The organism is Comamonas testosteroni ATCC 11996 (assembly GCF_000241525.1).
GTDB classification, from domain to species: Bacteria; Pseudomonadota; Gammaproteobacteria; order Burkholderiales; family Burkholderiaceae_C; genus Comamonas; species Comamonas testosteroni.
Genome location: NZ_AHIL01000002.1, coordinates 464,322 through 482,542, shown reverse-complemented (window position 1 = coordinate 482,542; position 18,221 = coordinate 464,322). Strand labels below are relative to the sequence as shown.

The following is an 18,221-nucleotide window of genomic DNA, read 5'->3' as shown; positions in this document are numbered from 1 at the left end:
CAATCAGCTGGTATTGGGGCAATAGCTTTGGTTCAACAAAGATGCCAGCCTATGCGCGACCTCCATTGGTTGTTCCACGGGTGAAGCATGACCGGCAGCCGCAAGCGTACCGTAGTGCGCGCCCAGCAACTCAGACCAGGACTTGCAAGCTGCAGGTGTAGTCACCACATCGTGCTCGCCGACCCAAACCTCGACCGGCATGCCCAACCTGCCCTGCGCCTGTGCCAGATCGCTGCCGCAAAGCAACTCGACCGCCTGCGCATAGCCCTGCGGCTGCAGGCGCGCCGTATTCCAGCGCACCCAGGCACGCACGGCTTCAGGCGCCCCGGAAGACACCAGACGCTGGTCGATGACGGCCGCCAGGCCGGCGACGCCTTTGTCGGCCAGAGCCGCCAGCCGGCCCTCGCGCACCTTGGCTTGCTGCTCGGCCTTGGCCGCCGCGCCGTAGCCGCCTGCCGGACTGATGAGCACCAGTTGCTCGACCAGTCCCGGCGCGGCCATGAGCGCCAGCCTGGCTGCCATCAGGGCGCCCAGCGAGTGCCCGACCAGGATGCAGCGCCGCACGCCCAGCACCAGCAGCGACTGGGCCAGCGCCTGCGCATAGTCGGCATCGGCAGGCGCCGATTGGGCCAGCGGCGTCGACACGCCATAACCGGGGGCATCCCAGGCCAGGACACGCACTTTGTCAGCCAGCTGCAGCGCCACATCCAGCCAGGATGCGGCCCCGGAGCTGATCCCATGCAGCAGCACCACCGCGAAGTCGGAGCTGGCGTCGCCTGCCTCGCGCCAGGCGACCTGGACGCCCTGGGGAAGCTTCACCAGTCGCTCGGGAAAACCGGTCTGCAGCAGCTGCAGTTTCAGCGACAGCAAATCCTCGTGCATGACAAAGCTCAGCGCTTGATCTTGGCCAGAGGATGCTCGGGCGGATAGGTCGGGGTGACGGGCTTTTTGGCACCCAGCATCACGCACATCAGCGCATCTTCATCACCGACATTGATCTCTTCGCGGTACACGCCAGGCGGCACCGAAACCACATCGCGATCGGTCAGGATGGTCTCGAAACGCTCGCCGTCCTTTTCCAGCACCAGCTTGAGCTTGCCGCGCATCACGAAGAACACTTCTTCCACATCGGTGTGCAGATGCGAAGGGCCTTCATGGCCGGCAGGAATCACCATGGTGGAGAAGGTGAAGTTTTCCGACGGAATGGTGTTGCTGTCGGAGGCCACGCCCGTGCCGCCCGTGCCGATGTAACGCATCTGGCCGCGGCGGTATTTAGGATCAAAGTCGGCCTGGAACTTCAGGGCATCGAAGTCGTACTTGCGCGTGGCAAAGCGTGCAATGCGTGTGCTCATCCAGTCTTCAAAGCTGGAGCCCTCGGGGCGATCCCAAGTACGGGCGCTGTTGTCTTGTGCGATCTCGCTCATATGTCTCTCCTGAAACCGTTGGTGAACACAAAAAGCGATCTGCTTTTTGTTTTACTAATAAAACCAGGTTCATTTAGCGAAACAATTATAAGAAGACTTGCCCGATATCAACAAGCACATTTCCTTGTCGGTGCGGTGGAGACCGGTTTGGGCATGACGTTTCGCCCCGGCCAGCACGGGCAGCGAGCTGAAAAAAGGCGCAAAAAAAGGAGCGCCAAGCGCTCCTGTGAACTCGCCTTGAAGGACAAGATGAAAACTCTCAGGCGTCGCGCAGCTCCCTGCGCAGGATCTTGCCCACGGGCGTCTTGGGCAGATCGGTGCGAAAGACGATGTGGCGCGGACGCTTGTAGCCGGTCAGATTGGCTTGGCAGTAATCGCGAATGGCCTGCTCGGTCAGTGCCGGGTCTTTCTTGACGACGACGAGCTTGATGGCCTCACCGGACTTTTCGTCGGGCACGCCGACCACCGCGCACTCCAGCACGCCGGGGCAGTTGGAGACCACGTCCTCGACCTCGTTGGGGTAGACATTGAAGCCGCTGACGATGACCATGTCCTTTTTACGATCGACGATCTTCACAAAGCCGCGCTCGTCCATGGTGCCGATGTCGCCGGTGAGGAAGTAGCCATCGGCCGTCATGACCTTGGCAGTTTCGTCGGGGCGCTGCCAATAGCCGGCCATGACCTGGGGGCCCAGCACGGCGACTTCGCCGGGCTGGCCGGGCTCGTTCACGTCCTGGCCGTCACTGCCGACCAGCTTCACATAGGTGCTGGGCAGGGGCACGCCGATGGTGCCCGAGTAAGCCGTGGCCGTGACCGGATTGCAGGTCACCGAAGGGCTGGTCTCCGAGAGGCCGTAGCCCTCGCAGATGGGGCAGCCGGTTTTCTTGAGCCACAGCTCGGCCACGGCACTCTGCACGGCCATGCCGCCGCCCACCGAGACCTTGAGGTGACTCCAGTCCACGGTGCCGAAGTCGGGGTGGTTGGCCAGTCCGTTGAACAAGGTGTTCACGGCCGGAAAGCTGTGGAAACGGTGCCTGGACAGCTCCTTGAGCGTGGCCTTGAGATCGCGCGGATTGGGAATCAGCACGGTTTTGCCGCCGGTGCGCATGGCCAGCATCATGTTCACCGTGAACGCGAAGATGTGATAGAGCGGCAGCGCGCAGATACTGGTGGGTTGTTCGCCGGCCGGCACCTTCTTCATGGCGGGCTCGTTCCAGGCTTCGGACTGCAGCACGTTGGCGATGATGTTGCGGTGAAGCAGCACGGCCCCCTTGCTCACGCCCGTGGTGCCGCCCGTGTATTGCAGCAGCGCCATGTCGTCGGCCTTGAGCACCGGCGCATTCAAGGTCGCACCGCGCCCCTTGGCCAGTGCGTCCTTGAAGCGCACGGCGCCGGGCAGGCTGAAGGGCGGCACCAACTTCTTGACGGAGCGCACCACATAATTGACCAGCATGCCCTTCAAAAGCCCCAGCTCGTCGCCCATGGCGCAGAGCACGATGTGCTGCACGGCGCTGCCATGCATGCCGTCCTGCAGGGTCTTGGCGAAGTTCTCGATGATGACAATGGCCTTGGCGCCCGAATCCTTGAGCTGATGCTCGAGCTCGCGCGCCGTGTAGAGCGGGTTGACGTTGACCAGCACATAGCCGGCACGCAGAACCCCGGCCACCGCCACCGGGTACTGAGGAATATTGGGCATCATCAGCGCCACGCGGTCGCCGCGCTGCAGTCCCAGGCTTTGCAGATAGGCGGCAAACAGCTTGCTCTGCGCATCGACCTGGGCGAAGCTCAGCTCCTTGCCCATGAAGGAATAGGCCACCTTGTCGGCATGCTTGGCAAATGCCTCCTCCATCAAGGCCACCAGCGATGAATACTGGGACGCGTCAATGTCCGCAGGAACTCCCTCTGGATAAGCATTCAGCCAAGGACGGTCACTCATTCTTCTGTCTCCGTGTCTTATCGTCTGATCCGGCCATTGTGATAAAAAGCACGGTCGTTCGATACTGTAGTAACCCTAGGAAACAAGCCTAGTCACCTTGGTAACAGAAGTCAAAACCCATGAAAAAAGCCCGCAGGCAACAGACTGCGGGCTTTGAGTGTTTTCAGCTTTCAGCGCCTACTGGCAAAGCACTGAAAGCTATCAAACTTGAGATTACTTGACCAGCTGGGCCAGATCGCCGGCGGCGTACTTCTTGGCCATTTGCTCCAGGCTGTAGCCCTTGATCTTGCCGCCCTGGCCTTCGCAGCCGAACTCGATGTAGCGGGCCTTGCAGACTTGCTTGGCCGCTTCGCGGGCCGGCTTGAGCCACTCGCGGGCGTCGAACTTGTCGGGGTTCTCGGCCAGGAACTTGCGCACCGCGCCGGTCATCGCCAGGCGGATGTCGGTGTCGATGTTGATCTTGCGCACGCCGTACTTGATGGCTTCCTGGATTTCTTCCACGGGCACGCCGTAGGTTTCCTTCATCTTGCCGCCGTACTGGTTGATGATGGCCAGCAGCTCCTGGGGCACGGAAGAGGAGCCATGCATCACCAGGTGGGTGTTGGGGATGCGGGCGTGGATTTCCTTGACGCGGGAGATGGCCAGGATGTCGCCTGTGGGCTTGCGGCTGAACTTGTAGGCGCCGTGGCTGGTGCCGATGGCGATCGCCAGCGCATCCAGCTGGGTGGCCTTGACGAACACGGCAGCTTCTTCGGGGTCGGTCAGCATCTGGCTGTGGTCCAGCTTGCCCTCGGCACCGATGCCGTCTTCTTCGCCGGCTTCGCCGGTTTCCAGGTTGCCCAGGCAGCCCAGCTCGCCTTCCACGGTGGCGCCGATCTGGTGGGCCATGGCCACCACCTTCTGGGTCACGTCCACGTTGTAGTCGAAGGACGAAGGGGTCTTGCCGTCGCTCATCAGGGAGCCGTCCATCATCACCGAGCCGAAGCCCAGATTCAGCGCGCCCTGGCAGACTTCAGGCGTGGTGCCGTGGTCCTGGTGCATCACCAGGGGAATGTGGGGATACATCTCGGCAGCCGCCTGGATCAGGTGCTTGATGAAGGGCTCACCGGCGTACTTGCGGGCACCGGCGCTGGCCTGCAGGATCACGGGCGCGCCGACTTCGTCAGCCGCCGACATCACGGCCTGGACCTGTTCCAGGTTGTTCACGTTGAAGGCGGGGATGCCATAGCCGTTTTCAGCAGCATGGTCCAGCATTTCGCGCATCGAGATCAAAGGCATGGTGGGTTCCGTTCAAAGTTTTGAGAGGCAACGCCCCCGGCGATGAATCACTGCAGTGCGCCGCACGACAGCTGTGGCCCGGGGAAAGACCAGCGGCCACGCTTCTGTAACCGCTTAGTAACCGGGTATTTTAACCGGCTAGCGGTATTTCCATGCGATAGCAGGTGGTGAAGCCTTGCGGTGCCTCGACCACCATGAAGCGCCCGCCATGGGCCTGCATGACACGGCTGACGATTTCATGGCCCAGATGCAGACTGTCCGCGGGCGGCACATGCTCTGGTGCAGCATCACGCCTGCCGTCATCGCAGACCTGCACCCAAGCCAGCGCCCGGATCGAATCAAGACCGGCCTGCACCTCGATCTGTGTGCCGCCCGGCGTGTGGCGCACGGCGTTTTCCACCAGATTGCGCAGGGCCGAATCGAGCAGTAGCGCATTGCCGCGCACAGGCAGCTCCTGCGGGGCATCCACGGAGATCATGTCTTCGCGCTGCCAGGCATGCTGAGCCTGTGCCGCCGCCACACTGCGCACCACATCGGCCCAGTTTACGGTCTGCAAAGGCGCATCCAGCATGCCGCGTCCGGCTCTGGCCAGGGTCAGCAACTGATCGAGCACATGGCCGGCATGCAGTGCGTCCTGACCGATGCGCTGCAGCGCGGCCTGCATGACAGCGGCATCGGTCTGCCCCCCCGACTTCAGTGCCTGGGCCTGCAAAACGATGGATGCCAGCGGCGTGCGCAGTTCATGGGCCACTTCATTGGCCAGATTGCGCTCGCGCTCCAGTGCCTGCTGCTGGCGGTCGAGCAAGGTGTTGATGGAGCTGACCATGGGCGAGAGCTCGCGCGGTACATGGGCGTCGGACAGGCGCTGGTCACGACTCAGATCCAGTGCCTCCACGCGTTGCGTGAGCTGATTGAGCGGACGCATGCCGCGGCGCATGGCAACACCCAGCGCAATCACTATCACGGGCAGCAGCCAGAAACCCGGCTCAATCATCTGCATGGCGATGTCGTCGGCCAGACTGTCGCGCTCGGCCAGGTCGATCATCACCGTGACCTTGGCTTTTCTATCTTGACTCCACTGGGTATAGCTGCGCCAGGCCTGGCGTTTATCCGCACCAATCGTGGCAAAGCCCTGCTCGATGCCGAAGTCCGGTAAAGGCGCCTGTCCGGTGCGCGAGATCAGCAGGCCTTGCGCATTCCAGAGCACCACGCTCAGCGACTCCTGATAGTCGTGGGCGTGCAGGCCTGCAGGCGGCTGGACAGCCGTGGTCTCTCCGGCCGGCACATCGTCCTGCACATGCCAGTTCAAGGTCAGCGCAGCCACTCCGGCCAGGTGTCCGTCGGTCAACTCGTCGGCCTCGTGCACCCCGGTCTGGTAACCCCAGATGACGAAGCTGCCCCAGACCAGCGCCAGCGCGCCCAGCATCCAGGCCAGCAGATTCAGCTGCAGCGAGCTGCGGCGCATGCCGGTCTGCGGCATGGCCTTCATTCCTGCTCCTGCGGCATGAAGTAGCCCACGCCGCGCATGGTCACAATGATCTTCTGGCCCAGCTTCTTGCGCAGATGGTGGACATAGACTTCGACGGCATTGCTCTCCACCGTATCGCCCCAGCTGTAGAGATGCTCCTCGATCTGCGGGCGTGACAGCACCCGCCCGCGCGCCAGCAGCAAGGCCCAGAGCACGGCAAATTCGCGCGGTGAAACCTCCACCTTCTGCCCCGCCTGCCTGATGGTGCGGGCAGCCGGGTCCACCTCCAGATCCGCATGGCGGATCACCGGCGATGCCTGACCGGCGGCGCGGCGCATCATGGCGCGCAAGCGTGCCTCCAGCTCGTCCATGTCAAAAGGTTTGACCAGGTAGTCATCGGCGCCCAGATTGAGCCCCGCGACCCGGTCCTGCACCTGATCGCGTGCCGTGAGGATCAGCACTGGCGTGGCCGGATCCGGCAGTTGCGGCACACCGGGACGGCCTGTCTGCAGGCGCAGGCGGCGCACGACCTCGCTGCCATCAGCATCGGGCAGACCCAGGTCCAGCAATACGGCATCGAAGCGCTCGGTGCTCAGGGCATGCCAGGCCTCGGCCACGCTGGTGCACACGTCCACCGCATAGCCGCGCTGCATGAGATTGGCTCGCAGCCCTGCTGCAATGCCTTCGTTGTCTTCGACCACCAGAATTCGCATGCACGCATTGTGCGCGGCAATCCGCAATCTGCTCAACTGGCTGGTCAACGCCGACGCCCACCTCCCCTGCTTGCGCATGGGCTTGACATCCGCAAGAGCGGATTTCGCTTTAACATCTGCCACCCTCCATTGCCGCAATCTGCCGCAGCGCCTTCATGTTCTTCTTCGATCCATTTCTGTTTGCGCTGTTCAATGCCGATGCCCAGACGCACTGGTTCAGCATCCAGCTAGCACGTGCACTCTCGGCCTGGTTGCCCAATCTCAGCGGCATTCTTGTCCTCATCGCCCTGGTGTTCGGCTCACCGGCAACACGCCGCACCATGTTGATGCTGCTGCTGTCCATGGCCACGGCCTGGCTGATCGCCAGACTCATACGCTGGGGCTTCCCGGCCCCGCGCCCGTTCCAGCTCAATCTGGGCACGCTATGGATTCAGCATGGCGGACGTGCCGGCTTTCCCAGCCTGCATGCCAGCGGAGCCTTTGCCCTGGCCATGGCCCTCAGCCTGGGCGCAACCCGCCACCGCAAGCCGCTGGTCTGGCTGGCCTGGATAGCCGCCATCGGCATTGCCTGGAGCCGCGTCCATCTGGGGGTGCACTTTGCCTCCGATCTGATGGCCGGCGCGCTGGTAGGCATCAGCGGCGCTCTCATCGTCTGGCATATCGCCTTCCAGCTGCGCCGCCGCCGTCACCTGCGCGTCGTGCCGCATCTCAAGCGCCTGCGCGGCGCATGGGCGGCCCAGGGCTGAGCGTGCTCTTAAGCGCTTGTTAAGCAGCGCTTTCTATCGTGGCGGGCATGAAGTCGTCCGCCCCCTCGATCCCTTACCCACCTCTTCGCGCCGCCTCCTCTCCAGCCCTTCTGGGCTGGACTGTCATCGCCCTGGCCTGTGTACTGGCCTGGGACATGAGCGCTCTGGACATGCCCATGGCGCACTGGTTTGGCAGCAGCCAGGGCTTTGCCCTGCAAAATGACTGGTTCATGGTCAACATTGCCCATGAAGGTGCACGCAAACTGGCCTGGGGCGTCGTGCTGGGGCTGAGCCTGATGATCTGGTGGCCCATCGGTTGGATGCGAAAAGTGCCTTACCCACGCCGGATACAACTGGTGGTGGGTGCACTGGTCTCGCTCATCATCATGGCGCTGATGAAACGCATCAGCGTGACCAGCTGCCCCTGGGACCTCGCCGACTTCGGCGGTGTAGGCCACTATGTCTCGCACTGGGCCTGGGGTGTCACGGATGGCGGCGGCGGCCACTGCTTTCCGGCCGGTCATGCCTCGGCAGGCTTTGCCTTCATCAGCGGCTACTTTGCTCTGCGTCACGATCTGCCGCGTGCAGCACGCCTGTGGCTGGCCGCAGCTATGGCCGCAGGTTTTGCCCTGGGCCTGGCGCAACAGATGCGCGGCGCCCACTTCATGAGCCACACCCTGTGGACCGCCTGGCTTTGCTGGACGGCCAGCTGGTTTTGCGATCTGCTGGCCACCCGCCGCCTGACACGCCAGGCACAGGCGGATGCAGCCCTGCCTCCCGACGAGCTGCTGGCCTCGGACTGAACTCTGCGCACACGCAAAGGTCATTCATGCTGCTCTTCGATGCCCCCGTATTTCACTTTCTGAATGCCACCACCCAGAGCCCGCTGTGGTGGATTCAGGCCTCGCGCTTTGCCTCCAACTGGTTGCCCGGCCTGTGCGCCCTGCCCGTGATTGCTGCCATGCTGGCGCTTGGCAAGGGCTGGCGGCGCAGCCTGCAGCTAGCCCTGCTGTCCATGGCCTGCGCCTGGCTGGCCTGCCGTCTGATTCGCTGGGGCCTGCCCATGCCCAGGCCGGCGCAACTGGGCATGGGCATGCAGTGGATAGCACATGGTGCCAGCGCCAGCTTTCCCAGCATGCATGCCGCTGGCGCCTTTGCCCTGGCACAGGGCATCAATCTGGGCGTGGGCAGACACCAGCGCTGGCTGGTTGTTGTCGCATGGCTTCTCGCCACCAGCGTGGCACTGAGCCGCGTGGTGCTCGGTGTGCATTTCCCTTCGGACGTTCTGGCCGGCATGCTGGTCGGCTCCGTCAGCGCGGTAGTCGTCTGGCGCAGCGCATTGCAGCTCAAACAAGCGCAGCGCCGCAAACAACTCAAACACCGCCTGCAACCCCAGATCACCTGAAGCACGCTACAAAAACAAAAGCTGCCAGCGCTTTATTCATAAGCACTGGCAGCTTTTTTGATGAGGCATGCTTCAAGTCAGAGGCATCGAGCAAGAGCCGCCTCGCAGCGAAGATGCCGTCCCCCTCGGGGGGAAGCGGCATAGCCGCTCAGGGGACTCACTCCACCCTGCAGATCTTGAGCATATTGGTACCACCGGGCTGGCCCATGGGCTCGCCGCAGGTGATGGCGTAGACATCGCCGGACTGCACGATACCGCGGGCCAGCAAATGGCCCTTGGCCTGGTCCAGCGCCATGTCGCGCTCGGCGCTGGTGTCCATCAGCAAGGGACGCACGTTGCGGTACAGCGCCATCTTGCGCTGCGTGGCCAGCTTGGGCGTCAGGGCGTAGATGGGGATGTGGATGCGATGGCGGCTCATCCACAGCGCAGTCGAGCCGGAGTCCGTCAGCGCCACGATGGCCTTGGCACCCAGGTGATGCGCAGTGAACAGCGCGCCGATGGCGATGGCCTGGTCGGTACGCTTGAACGGGCTGTTGCTGAAATCGGCATCCTTGACGCGGTCTTCGGCCGCTTCCGCAGCGGCGCAGATGGCGGCCATTTCACGCACGGTCTCCAGCGGGTACTTGCCGGCGGCGGTTTCGGCGCTCAGCATCACGGCATCGGTGCCGTCCAGCACGGCATTGGCCACGTCGCTCACTTCGGCACGGGTGGGCACGGGGTTGGTGATCATGGACTCCATCATCTGGGTCGCGGTGATCACCACCTTGTCCATGTCGCGCGCCATGCGGATCATCTTCTTTTGCAGCGCGGGCACGGCGGCATTGCCCACTTCCACGGCCAGATCGCCACGGGCAACCATGATGCCGTCGGAGACCTTGAGAATTTCTTCCAGGCGCGGAATGGCCTCGGCGCGCTCGATCTTGGCGATCAGGCCGGGCTTGTGACCGTACTGGGCAGCGGCCACATTGCACAGCTGGCGTGCCATTTCCATGTCGGTGGCGTTCTTGGGGAAGCTCACGGCCACGTAGTCGGCCTGGAAGGACATCGCAGTCTTGATGTCTTCCATGTCCTTGGCGGTCAGTGCGGGAGCCGTCAGGCCGCCGCCTTGCTTGTTGATGCCCTTGTTGTTGGACAGCTCGCCACCCAGCTTGACGATGGTGTGCACCTCTTCGCCGCGCACCGCATCCACGGTCAGCACGATCAAGCCGTCGTTGAGCAGCAGCACATCGCCGGCCTTCACATCACGGGGCAGCTCCTTGTAATCAAGGCCCACGCCGTTGATGTCGCCGGGTTCGGTGCGCGATGCGTCGAGCACAAAGCGCTCGCCGGGCTCGAGCATGACCTTGCCCTCGGCAAACTTGCCGACACGGATCTTGGGACCCTGCAGGTCGGCCATGATGGCCACTTCGCGGCCCGCACGCTGGGCGGCTTCACGCACCATGGTGGCACGGTCGATATGGTCCTGCGCCTTGCCATGGCTGAAGTTCAGGCGCACGACGTTCACGCCTTCGCGCACCATTTGTTCAAGCAGTTGGGGATCGCTGGAAGCGGGGCCCAGTGTGGCGACGATCTTGGTAGCACGACTCACTTGCATGAAATGTCTCTCTCGCGATGGAATGTAATCGGGTTTCAATTCTGGCACGAATGCGGTTACATGACTGCATCTTGCACAGCGATGCGACACCAGACAAGCGAGTTGCAGAACAGAAAAAACAGTAGCTGCTTGCGACCACCCATCTTATATATCAGGGCAAATAATGCTTGAAATGTCTATATTTCAAGCGCTTGCAGCTACTAATTCGGAAGCATAAGAGGGAAACTAGCGCGGGAGTCGACAAGCCTTGTGCAGCGCATCAATGAGCGCGTCGAAACAGTTTTGCCCGGCAGGTTCAAATGTGCAGGCCTCAGATCAGCCCGTGCGAGAGCAGATAGGTCACCACATGCGTAAGCATGGCGGCCTCGAGTCCGTAGCGCCAGAACACGATGCCCGCCAGCAGCCCATAGACGCTTTCACACATCAGCAGCTGCAGCACGACAGGCGCCGACAGCTCGCCGGCCACGCTCCAGCCCAGAAACACCGGAATGCAGCCGGACAGCAGGGCAGCCAATGCAATCGCCGCCCAGCCCAGCCGCCAATCCGGGCGCTGCCGGGGGCTGCCGAAGGCCTTCCACACCATCCACATCACGCCCGTGAGCATGCCCAGCCTCAGCAGCAGCTCTTCCGTGATCGCGCCGTAGAGCAGCTTGGGCCATAGCGGCAGGCCGTAGACCGGGTCCACAAAAGACATGCTTTCGGGCCAGACCACGGCCAACGTCACCAGCCAGGCCGCGCCGATCACCCCGCCCGCCACGCCGGGCAGGCTCAGCACGCGCACGCCGCGCCAGGGCATGCGCCCCTCGGCCACGGCATGAATCAATGGTGCGCTCAAGCCCAGCCTCGGGCCCAGCCGGACCCCGAGGCCCACGCTCAGCGCCAGCAGGACACTCAACCCCGCCGTCGCGGCCCAGCCAACCACAATGTCGGAGCTGCCACTCGCCAGAACGGCCAGCCAGACAGGCGGCGTGGTCCAGGCCAGCGCCACCACACCTGGCAGACCCAGCAACCAAAGCAGCAAGCCCATGCGCGCGGCAGACTGTGGCCGGGCTGCTGCGCCATGGGACAGGTGGTTGAAGGTCTGCGGCATGCTGAACTCTGGCGCCCGTCGCTCAATCACGCATCAGAGCTTCGATCTCGTCGGGCTTGACGGGCACTCCGCGGGTGATGAGCTCGCAGCCGGTCTCGGTGACGATGGCATCGTCCTCGATGCGGATACCGATGTTGTGGAACTGCTCGGGCACGCCGGGTGCAGGTCGCACATAGATGCCCGGCTCTATCGTCGTGACCATGCCGGGGCGCAGGATGCGGCTGGGGCGATTGGCAATGGTTTCACCCGAGATCGGGTCCTTGCGCTCGCTGACCACGCCCAGCTCGCTGGGCTCCACATAGCTGCCGCAGTCATGCACATCCATGCCCAGCCAGTGGCCGGTGCGGTGCATGTAGAACTGGAAGTAGGCACGCGACTCGATCACATCCTCGGCCGTGCCGTACTTGGTACGCTCCAGCAGTCCCAGGTCCAGCATGCCCTGGGCCAGCACGGCCACGGTGGCCTCATGCGGGTCGTTGAAACGCTTGCCGGCCCTGGTGACGGCAATCGCCGCTTCCTGGCTTGCCAGCACGAGCTCGTACAGCGCGCGCTGCGCCCCGCTGAACTTGCCATCGGCCGGGAAGGTGCGCGTGATGTCGCTGGCATAACCATCCAGCTCACAGCCTGCGTCGATGAGCACCAGCTCGCCCGCGCGCACCGGCGCCTTGTCGGCCTGATAGTGCAGCACGCAGGCATTGGCGCCGGCAGCCACGATGGAGCCATAGGCCACGTACTGCGAGCCATGCTGGCGGAACTCGTGCAGCAGCTCGGCGTCCAGATGGTATTCGCGCACCTCCTCGCCATTGCGGATCATGCGGGCCGAGCGCTGCATGGCACGCACATGGGCCTGGGCACTGATCTGCGCGGCGCGGCGCATGATGTCCTGCTCATGCTCATCCTTGAGCAGACGCATCTCGTCCAGCAGCGCACAGGCGTCACCCTGCTGTGTGGGACAGAGCACGCCAAAGCGCGAGCGGGCGCGCACCTGGCCCAGCCAGCCTTCGACCTGTTCGGCCAGGCCCTTGTGGGTGGCGAAGGGAAACCAGACGCGCTCGCGGTTTTCCAGCAGGCGCGGCAGGCGGGAATTGATTTCATCGCTGGAGAAGGCCTGAGCCATGCCCAGCTTGGTCTTGGCTGCCTCGGGGCCCAGGCGATAGCCGGTCCAGACCTCGCGCTCCAGATCCTTGGGCTGACAGAACAGCACGCTTTTGCCGTCGCTGGTCAGTACCAGGCAGGCATTGGGCTCGGAAAAGCCCGTGAGGTAGTAGAAGTAGCTGTCGTGGCGATACAGATACTCGGTATCGCGGTTGCGATGCAACTCGGGAGCCGTGGGGATGATGGCGACACCGCCGTCGCCCAACTGGGCGGCCAAGCGTGCGCGGCGTTGGGCATATACAGAAGTCATGGGCATATCGTAATGCTGGCCGGGCATCTGTACATCAGCTTACATCTGCGGATGTCAGCTATTGCGCTCTGGCCCCTGTGTCGATCTGAATCCGGTGGTCAGCAGCGCCGTCGCGTCACCGGGCACCAGGGCCTCGGGCTGACTCGCGCGCCAGCCCGACCAGAGCAGGCTTGCCCCAGACAGGATCAGCAGGCCACAGACCAGCCATTCCACAAGCCTTTTGGGCCAGGCGGGCGGATGTCTGGCACTCCACCAGGTCACGCCCGTGACGACAGGAAAGGCCAGTGCCGTCCAGCCCATGACGGCCCAGTTCAGCTGACCCTCCACAGCCACCATGGCAGCGCGCAGCAAGGAACAGGAAACAAACATGGCAAACAGGCAGTGGCGCACCAGCATGCGATCCAGCGGCTGACGATAGAGGTGATAGACCATGGGCGGGCCGGGCGTGGCAAACAAACCACCGAGCAGCCCCGACGACACACCGGCCACCCACATGGAGACAGGGCCGGATGGCTGGTCCAACGCCTTCTTTTGCATCAGCAGCAACATGGCGCACAGCACGATCACCAGGCCCAGCAGCATGCGCAGACCGTTGAGCGTATTGCCGCTGAGCCAGTGCAGCAGCAGCACCCCGCCGACCACACCCAGCACGCTGCTGATGAGCATGGGTTTGAGCATGGCCCAGTCCGGCTCGAAGCGGTAGGCGCGCATATAGCTGACGCCGTTGATGATGGACAGCAGACAGGCCACATTGGCCGCATCGGCAATATTCATCAGGCCCGTGGCGCCTGCGACGCCCACAAAGATCAGCCCGAACGCGAAGCCCGTGAGGTTCTGGCAGAACGCGGCCAGCCCCACCAGAGCCATGAAGAAAACGATTTGCATGCACTCACCCGATGACGGCCACAAGAGGAACTGTGGATTTGCATCCGGTTGCGCCAGTCAGAAAATTAAAAAGCATAGCAGATGCTTGCCATGGCAAGCATTCGTGCAATCCACAGAGAGGCGCCTTAACTCATAGCTTCGTGCGCATTGCCGGCATGAGTTCCAAGGCAGTTTATGGAGCAAGTATTTTGATCTGCTGCGCCGACCACTCGACCAGCTCGCCGCACTGTGCATGCCAGCCTTGGGGCGCGAAATCCGGCCAGTGGCAAAGCAGCTCGCGGGTTGGCACATCCCAGAGCCAGCACTGCCCCTCGCCCACCACCAGCAAGCGACCGTTCACGCAGTGCAGATACCGGGCGCGCGGCAAGCCAGGCATTGGCCAGAGCTGGCCCGCATGGCCTTCCTCGGGCACAGGCGCATGGATATCGAAGATCACCACGCCCGGCGCATGCAGACAGTCGCCAAAACCATCGTCATCCCAGTTGCCGACGTTCCAGATCGCGACGCGCGAGTCATCCAGCCACACGCAGGGCTGGTCCCAGCCCTCGCCCTGCGCCAGCCGCTTGCGCGAGGGGCCGTCATCGGACTCCCAGCGGTTGCCATCCAGCCAGGCGGGCAGCGACCACACGGCGGGAATGCCCACGGGCGCCCAGACCCAGCCGTCGTCCAGCAACCATTGCTGCGCAGGGTTCGGCAGAAGACGACCATGAAAATAGTCCAGATAGTGTGGCTGCTCGAACGCCAGCCCGTCGCGCTCGGTCAGGTTCTCGCCCGTCGCGCAATCCATGGCATCGAGCCGGTTCCACTGCGTGCGGTGAATCAGCACATCGCGGCCCCGATGCTGGATAAAGGCGATGGAAAAAGGCACGGTTTTGGGATGGTAGTCGCCTCCAAAAAGCTGCACGATGCGCTCACCCGTACGCAAGTTCACCAACACACCAAACGTGCCGCCATCATCGGCAATCACCGCATAGTTGCCACTGAGCGCGCAATGTACTTTGAAGCCATGCGGCCAGTGCGGCGTAGGCGGTGTCGGCTCTGGCAAATCCAGCAGCGCCAGTTGCTGGCACTGGCCGCTTGGCAGCTTCAACGCATGCAAGCCGCCGTCCCGGGTCAGCAGCAGCAACTGGCCCCAGCCAGCCTGCGCAGTGCAGGCGTGGACGATGTGCGGGCCTTGCCAGTCGATGCTGCGTGCTCTCATGCCTCAGCCCTGATTCAGCTCAGCCAGTCGCTCGGGCGTGCCCACATCGACCCAGCGACCGGTGTAGAGCGAGGCACCCACCCGGCCTGCCTGCATGGCGCGGCGCAGCAGCGGTGCCAGCGGTGCGCGCAGGCCTTCGGGGTTTCCGGGCTGCACATCGAACCACGGTGATGCAAACAGCTCGGCTTTCAAGAGCGCAATCGTGCTGTAGGTATAGCGTGGTCGCTCATCGTCGGCAGGCAGATCCAGCGCCTTGCCGTCCTCGCTGAGACCGAAGTCGCCGCGCGGATTGTGTGCAGGATTGGGCACCAGCCACAGGTGGGCCAGTTCATCGCTTTGCGCAAACGCTTGGGAAGCCTTCGCCGCAAAGCTGAAATCCGGCGCATAGACATCGCCTGCGGCCAGCCAGAAAACCCGGTCCAGCTGCGGCAGGGCGCGACTGATGCCGCCAGCGGTTTCAAAGGCTTTCTCGGGCTCCGCCGAATAGGCAAGCAATAGCTTCGCGCTCGCGCCCGCATCGGGCTGCGGCACAAATTCATCGCCGAAATACGCGGGAATCTGCGCCCCCAGCCAGCCCGTGTTGATAACGGCTCGCGGCACGCCGGCAGCAAGCAGCGCCTGCATGTGCAACTGCAGCAGCGGCACGCCCTGCACCTTGAGCAGCGGCTTGGGCGTGACATCGGTCAGCGGCCTCATGCGCTCGCCCCGGCCTGCGGCCAGTAGCATTGCAGGGGGTTGCACCAGGAGGGAAGCAGCGTTTTCTACAGTCATTGCAATCAGCTTTTCAACACGGTTTGAGGTGCGCAAGACACCTGTTTCTGGGGTTGCACTGTAGAGCATTGACCCGCATGCCGCCTGCGAAAATTGGGCCTCCATTAAAATGATGGGCTTAGCAGAATTACCCCCTCCTTTTCGGAGCGCCCTGATGGCCAACACTCAAAATATGGCGAATGCAATCCGTGCACTCGCAATGGATGCCGTTCAACAAGCCAATTCCGGCCACCCCGGTGCCCCCATGGGCATGGCCGACATGGCCGTAGCACTGTGGAGCCGCCACCTCCAGCACAACCCCGTGAACCCTCACTGGGCCAACCGCGACCGCTTCATTCTGTCGAACGGTCACGGCTCCATGCTGATCTATGCGCTGCTGCACCTGAGCGGCTACGACCTGCCCATCGAAGAGCTGAAGAACTTCCGTCAGCTGCACAGCAAGACTGCCGGCCACCCCGAAGTGGGCATCACCCCCGGCGTGGAAACCACCACCGGCCCTCTGGGCCAGGGCATCACCAATGCCGTGGGCTTTGCACTGGCTGAAAAGCTGCTGGCTGCCGAGTTCAACAAGGACAAGCACGAGATCGTCGACCACCACACTTATGTGTTCCTGGGTGATGGCTGCCTGATGGAAGGCATCTCGCATGAAGCCGCCGCCCTGGCCGGTGCCTGGAAGCTGAACAAGCTGATCGCACTGTACGACGACAACGGCATCTCCATCGACGGCAAGGTGACCCCCTGGTTCATCGACAACACGCCCGAGCGCTTCGAAGCCTACGGCTGGAACGTGATCCGCTCCGTGGACGGCCACAATGTGGACGCCCTGGACAAGGCCATCGCCGCTGCCAAGAAGAGCGCAGACAAGCCCACGCTGATCTGCTGCAAGACCCATATCGGCAAGGGCTCGCCCAACCGCCAGGACACGGCCAAGGCCCACGGCGAACCTCTGGGTGCCGAAGAAATTGCACTGACCCGCGCTGCTCTGGGCTGGACTTACGGCCCCTTCGAGATCCCTGCCGACGTCTACACCGACTGGAACGCCAAGGATCTGGGCACCAAGGCCGAAGCCGCCTGGAACGAGAAGTTCGCTGCCTACACGGCCGCCTTCCCCGAGCAAGCCGCCGAGTTCACTCGCCGCATGGCTGGCGATCTGCCCGCCAACTTCGGTGAAATCGCCGCCAAGATCGCCTCCGACGCCCATGACGCCGGCGCCACCGTGGCCAGCCGCAAGGCCAGCCAGCTGGCCCTGGAAGGCCTGACAGCCGCTCTGCCCGAGCTGCTGGGCGGCTCTGCCGACCTGACCGGCTCCAACCTGACCAACACCAAGTCCACTCCCTCTTTCCGCGTGGATGACAAGGGCGCCGTGGTCAAGACCGAAGAAGGCCAGATCGGCCGCCACATCAACTACGGTGTGCGCGAGTTCGGCATGGCAGCCATCATGAACGGTGTGGCGCTGCACGGCGGCTTCATCCCCTACGGCGGCACCTTCCTGACCTTCTCCGACTACAGCCGCAACGCCATCCGCATGGCGGCTCTGATGAAGCAGCGCGTGATCCACGTCTTCACGCACGACTCCATCGGTCTGGGCGAAGACGGCCCCACCCACCAGTCCATCGAGCACGCAGCCTCCCTGCGCCTGATCCCCGGTCTGGACGTGTGGCGCCCCGCCGACACCACCGAGACCGCCGTGGCCTGGACTGTGGCCCTGAGCCAGAAGAACAAGCCCACAGCCATGCTGCTGAGCCGCCAGAACCTGGCTTACTCGCCCAAGAGCGAAGACGCGCTGGACGACATCGCCTGCGGCGCCTACGTGCTCTCCGAGCCCAAGGATGTGGGCCTGAAGGGCAAGAAGGCCCAGGCCGTGATCATCGCCACCGGCTCCGAAGTGCAGCTGGCTCTGGCTGCCCAGAAGCAGCTGGCCGAACGCAAGATCGCCGTGCGCGTGGTCTCCATGCCCAGCACCACGACCTTCGACAAGCAGGATGTGAAGTACAAGAAGGCCGTTCTGCCCGCAGGCCTGCCCCGCATCGCTGTGGAAATGGGCGTGACCGACTTCTGGTGGAAGTACGGCTGCGCCGCCGTGGTCGGCATCGACACCTACGGTGAGTCCGCCCCCGCAGGCGTGCTGTTCAAGCACTTCGGCTTCACCGCCGAGAATGTGGCCGACACCGTGCAGGTCGCCCTGCAGAACGCTGGCAAGTAAGCGCAAAAGGGGCCTCGTGCCCCTTTTTTCCGGCTGAAGTTTGCTCACCCGCAGTCCTCAGCCATCCGGACCAGGCCCCAGGGTGCCGAGTCCGGGCACAAT

Annotated in this window: 16 protein-coding genes; 4 read left to right on the top strand and 12 right to left on the bottom strand. The window is 63.4% G+C overall.

Annotated elements, in window-relative coordinates:
• Window positions 1-3: 3 nt before the first annotated feature.
• The 6 genes from CTATCC11996_RS02125 to CTATCC11996_RS02100 all read right to left on the bottom strand — a co-directional run bounded on the left by CTATCC11996_RS02125 (window position 4) and on the right by CTATCC11996_RS02100 (window position 6,819).
• Window positions 4-882, bottom strand: a complete 879-nt coding sequence (locus tag CTATCC11996_RS02125) for an alpha/beta fold hydrolase (RefSeq protein ID WP_003072478.1) — start codon at window positions 880-882, stop codon at window positions 4-6.
• An 8-nt stretch (window positions 883-890) separates the two neighbouring features.
• The gene (locus CTATCC11996_RS02120; RefSeq protein ID WP_003072476.1) at window positions 891-1,424 is read right to left on the bottom strand and encodes a cupin domain-containing protein; all 534 of its coding nucleotides are present in this window, start codon (window positions 1,422-1,424) and stop codon (window positions 891-893) included.
• 259 nt (window positions 1,425-1,683) lie between these two features.
• Window positions 1,684-3,360 (bottom strand): long-chain-fatty-acid--CoA ligase, encoded by a 1,677-nt coding sequence (locus CTATCC11996_RS02115; protein ID WP_003072474.1) that lies wholly within the window; start codon window positions 3,358-3,360, stop codon window positions 1,684-1,686.
• Window positions 3,361-3,573: 213 nt separating this feature from the next.
• Window positions 3,574-4,638 (bottom strand): class II fructose-bisphosphate aldolase, encoded by a 1,065-nt coding sequence (gene fba, locus CTATCC11996_RS02110; RefSeq protein ID WP_003072472.1) that lies wholly within the window; start codon window positions 4,636-4,638, stop codon window positions 3,574-3,576.
• Between the two features lie 130 nt (window positions 4,639-4,768).
• Window positions 4,769-6,127 carry a histidine kinase dimerization/phospho-acceptor domain-containing protein gene (locus CTATCC11996_RS02105; RefSeq protein WP_003072470.1) on the bottom strand — a complete coding sequence of 453 codons (1,359 nt, stop codon included), beginning with the start codon at window positions 6,125-6,127 and terminating at the stop codon, window positions 4,769-4,771.
• Entirely contained in the window at window positions 6,124-6,819 is a 696-nt protein-coding gene (locus CTATCC11996_RS02100) for a response regulator transcription factor (RefSeq protein WP_034347967.1), read from the bottom strand. The genes CTATCC11996_RS02105 and CTATCC11996_RS02100 overlap by 4 nt, the downstream gene beginning before the upstream one ends.
• Before the next feature lie 155 nt (window positions 6,820-6,974).
• Between CTATCC11996_RS02100 and CTATCC11996_RS02095 the strand changes: the two genes are divergently transcribed.
• Genes CTATCC11996_RS02095 through CTATCC11996_RS02085 form a run of 3 tightly spaced genes read left to right on the top strand, consistent with a single transcriptional unit; the run spans window position 6,975 to window position 8,970 of the window.
• On the top strand, window positions 6,975-7,565 hold the full coding sequence (locus CTATCC11996_RS02095; RefSeq protein WP_003072465.1) for a phosphatase PAP2 family protein: 591 nt from the start codon (window positions 6,975-6,977) through the stop codon (window positions 7,563-7,565).
• A gap of 47 nt (window positions 7,566-7,612) precedes the next feature.
• Window positions 7,613-8,368 (top strand): phosphatase PAP2 family protein, encoded by a 756-nt coding sequence (locus CTATCC11996_RS02090; protein ID WP_003072463.1) that lies wholly within the window; start codon window positions 7,613-7,615, stop codon window positions 8,366-8,368.
• A 26-nt stretch (window positions 8,369-8,394) separates the two neighbouring features.
• A complete protein-coding gene (locus tag CTATCC11996_RS02085) occupies window positions 8,395-8,970 on the top strand; it encodes a phosphatase PAP2 family protein (RefSeq protein WP_003072460.1) in 576 nt (191 codons plus the stop codon).
• Between the two features lie 157 nt (window positions 8,971-9,127).
• Here the strand turns inward: CTATCC11996_RS02085 and pyk are convergent, their stop codons facing one another.
• The 6 genes from pyk to CTATCC11996_RS02055 all read right to left on the bottom strand — a co-directional run bounded on the left by pyk (window position 9,128) and on the right by CTATCC11996_RS02055 (window position 15,916).
• A complete protein-coding gene (gene pyk, locus CTATCC11996_RS02080) occupies window positions 9,128-10,564 on the bottom strand; it encodes a pyruvate kinase (protein WP_034347964.1) in 1,437 nt (478 codons plus the stop codon).
• A 310-nt stretch (window positions 10,565-10,874) separates the two neighbouring features.
• Window positions 10,875-11,654, bottom strand: a complete 780-nt coding sequence (locus CTATCC11996_RS02075; RefSeq protein WP_003072453.1) for a hypothetical protein — start codon at window positions 11,652-11,654, stop codon at window positions 10,875-10,877.
• 22 nt (window positions 11,655-11,676) lie between these two features.
• A complete protein-coding gene (locus CTATCC11996_RS02070; protein WP_003072450.1) occupies window positions 11,677-13,086 on the bottom strand; it encodes an aminopeptidase P N-terminal domain-containing protein in 1,410 nt (469 codons plus the stop codon).
• A gap of 27 nt (window positions 13,087-13,113) precedes the next feature.
• Window positions 13,114-13,944, bottom strand: a complete 831-nt coding sequence (locus CTATCC11996_RS02065) for a sulfite exporter TauE/SafE family protein (RefSeq protein ID WP_034347962.1) — start codon at window positions 13,942-13,944, stop codon at window positions 13,114-13,116.
• A 172-nt stretch (window positions 13,945-14,116) separates the two neighbouring features.
• Window positions 14,117-15,145 (bottom strand): hypothetical protein, encoded by a 1,029-nt coding sequence (locus tag CTATCC11996_RS02060; protein WP_003072445.1) that lies wholly within the window; start codon window positions 15,143-15,145, stop codon window positions 14,117-14,119.
• Window positions 15,146-15,148: 3 nt separating this feature from the next.
• On the bottom strand, window positions 15,149-15,916 hold the full coding sequence (locus CTATCC11996_RS02055; RefSeq protein ID WP_042438111.1) for a nucleotidyltransferase family protein: 768 nt from the start codon (window positions 15,914-15,916) through the stop codon (window positions 15,149-15,151).
• A 154-nt stretch (window positions 15,917-16,070) separates the two neighbouring features.
• Between CTATCC11996_RS02055 and tkt the strand changes: the two genes are divergently transcribed.
• A complete protein-coding gene (tkt, locus tag CTATCC11996_RS02050; protein ID WP_003072441.1) occupies window positions 16,071-18,119 on the top strand; it encodes a transketolase in 2,049 nt (682 codons plus the stop codon).
• Window positions 18,120-18,221: the final 102 nt, after the last annotated feature.